Here is a 3,069-nt window from a genome sequence, read left to right as displayed (position 1 = left end):
AATTCAATCTTCCTAAATAAGACAACAAACTCCAGCGAACCAGCGTACCACCTACTGTTGGATTGGAAGTACCGGCATCGAGATATTGCAGGTAGGAATCGTTGCCCGGCTGCCCCTGGTTACTGCCTCTGATAAATTCATAGCTGTATTGCTGTGCAGAGATCCCTGCCAGTACTTTCAGTTCATGATCTTCCGCGATAGTGGTTCCATAGGTAGCGGTATTGTCCCAGGTCCAGCTCAATCCCACTGCCTTTGTTTGAGAAAGATTGGTAATGGGATTATTCTGCGCTGCCGATACATAGTATGTAGGCGTAAAAGCCTTATCATCGGAGAAGTTGAGGTCAATACCCAGGCTGGATTTCAGCGTAAGCCCTTTAACGGGTTTCAGCTGCAGGTAAGTATTTCCTACTACCGACCAGGTATTCAACGGATGATTCATAGAGATGTACTCAATACTTGCCAATGGGTTCACGATATCCGAAAACCTGGAAGGCACATAATTCCCCTGTTCATTTTTCAACGGCACCGTAGGGTCCATGCTGATGGCCGAGAGCAGGTCTACCCGGCTGGTAGCGCCTTCTCCCACCAGGTATTGTTTACTTTTGGCAATGGAAAGGTTCTCTCCTACTTCAATATATTTGTTGGGTTTAAAAGTGGTGTTCAGCGAGAAACTGCTTCTTTTATACGAAGACCCGATAATGATCCCGTCCTGGTCGAAATAATTACCGCTGAGACGATACGTGAGCTTATCGCTGCCGCCGGCAAAAGCCAGGTTATAGCTTTGAACGGGGGCTGAGCGGAACATGGCATCCTGCCAGTTGGTGTTCAGTGTGTACTGCGACGGATCGGTCCATGGCGAAGTTTGCCCCGCATTCTTAAATGCTTCCGAATTTAGCATAATAAAATCCTGACCGTTCAGCATGTTAAGTTTTTTTCTCACCTGCTGCACACCGGTGTAGGCGTCTACATAAATATGCGATGCATTTTTATTACCTTTTTTTGTTTCAATCAGTACTACGCCGTTTGCGCCTCTTGATCCGTAAATAGCCTGGGAGGAAGCATCTTTTAATATTTGTACGGAGGCAATGCTGGATGGATCAATAGAGTTGATGCCATTGGCCGTAAGCGGCACACCATCCACTACATACAGCACATCTGCATTGTTGATGGAGGTAAGTCCGCGTACCCTTACCGTGGCATTCTTTCCCGGTGAGCCGGAGTTCTGCGTAATTTGTATACCCGCAGACTTTCCCTGCAGGGATTGCTGTAAACTGGCGGCTGCCTGGTCTTTCAGGTCGCCTTCATTCACGGATGAAATGGCCCCGGTCACCTCGCCTTTTTTCTGTGTGCCATAGCCTACTACCACCACGCTTTCCAGGCTGGTGGACTGGCTCTGCAAAACGATCTCTATATTCCGGCGGTCATTCACCGGCACTTCCTGGCGGCTGTAGCCTATAAAGGAAACCACCAGCACATCTGTAGCAGCGGCCTGGATACTATAGCTGCCATCCACCGCTGTTTTCACTCCTTTGGATGGCGTACTTTTAATGGATACCGAAGCGCCCGGCAGCGGTTTGTTTTCCGGGTCCAGTACATGCCCTGTGATCAGCGAGTCTGCTATACCTGCTTTTACAGACAGCATCGAAAAAAACATCAGCACTAAAAGAAGGATGCCACCTTTACGGTGTGGCGCCCATACGCGGGAGGCGTTGTCAGGATTGGTAAAACACATACATGTGTCATTTGAGTTAGGTAATCAGCACGCTGCCTGCCCCAACGTGGATCAGGGCGGCCAGCCTGCATTTCAGCTTCATAACCGGATAAGCATTGTTTCGCCGGGGCACACAGCTCCGCTTATGTAAAAGCGTCCTTTTACAAATCAGCCGGGTTGTATGCTACAGGGGATTAGTTGCTATCTCTGTTACAATGACACCTGAAAGATGGGATACCGCCATCCGGGAATAAAATTTTGAGAAAATGATATCTGGTTTGTTTTTGGGGCAGATAAATAAAAAGAGGGCTGACACAAAAGATAAACTCAGGCGCCGGGAACCGCGTAAACGCGATTTTGCTTCCATCACCTGTATCTTTTTTGTCAGCCCCGCCAATACGATGTAGTAGTGATCAGCTTTCACTGCTGATCAATGCCAGCGATAGCGCGGCCATGTCGCCGATATTTTCTTTTAACCCTGCCGGCACAATGCGGCATGCGCTGCGGGAAACCTGCAGCGCTTCTTTCCGGATCACCTCCAGCATAACGGGTTCCAGCAAGGATTGCGCGCGGCCGTAAATGCTGCCCAGTACAATCAGTTCAGGATTCAGGATATCTATCAGCAGCGACAGCCCCCTGCCAAGATAATGTGCACAGGTATGATAAACATCCAGCGCCGTTTCATCGCCTTGCAGTGCAGCTTCCGCTACCGATTTCGCGGTGATGTCCGGAAGATCTTTTAACGTAGCACAAAAAACAACGGGTATACCCATCTGCAGTTTTTCTCTTGCCTTTATTTGCGCCAGCTGGGAAATGCCACCGCCGCTGCAGAAGCCCTCGAACGATCCCGCTTTTCCAAAACCTACCGGGCCTGTTTCCGATAATCTTAAATGACCTACTTCACCTGCCAGGTCTGAAATACCGGAGTACAGCCGGCCATCGAGGATCAGTCCTGCTCCCATGCCCGTACCGAAAGTTAAAAAGATCATGTTGTTTACCCCTTTTCCGGCGCCGTACTTCCACTCTGCCACGGCACAGGCGTTGGCATCATTCTGTAAAAATGCGCGGACGCCAAATCTTTTCTCCGCCAGTTCTACCATTGGTATATGATCCCATCCCGGCAGGTTGGGGGGCGACAGGATCATTCCTTTTTTACTGCTCAACGGGCCGCCGCAGCTGATACCAATTCCTTTCAAATGTTGGGTAGCATTATGGGTTAACAACAATGCCTCTGCTTTTGAAAACAACAGCTCAATCATTTCATAAGCCGGCTTATCCGTAGGCAAAATTATTTTATCTACTATGCCCGGCATTCCTTTTTCATCCTGCCTGCCGATAATCACTGCGCATTTGGTGCC

General features: G+C 49.1%; 2 protein-coding genes. Both read right to left on the bottom strand.

Annotated elements, in window-relative coordinates:
* Positions 1 to 1,732 (bottom strand): SusC/RagA family TonB-linked outer membrane protein (locus VN105_RS12495; RefSeq protein WP_325641321.1); only part of this gene is annotated, 1,732 nt, incomplete at its 3' end.
* A gap of 392 nt (positions 1,733 to 2,124) precedes the next feature.
* Positions 2,125 to 3,069: ROK family protein (locus tag VN105_RS12490; RefSeq protein ID WP_325641319.1), on the bottom strand; the 945-nt coding region annotated here is incomplete at its 5' end.

The organism is Chitinophaga sp. (assembly GCF_035564935.1).
GTDB lineage: Bacteria > Bacteroidota > Bacteroidia > Chitinophagales > Chitinophagaceae > Chitinophaga.
This window is presented reverse-complemented; position numbering and strand designations above follow the sequence as displayed.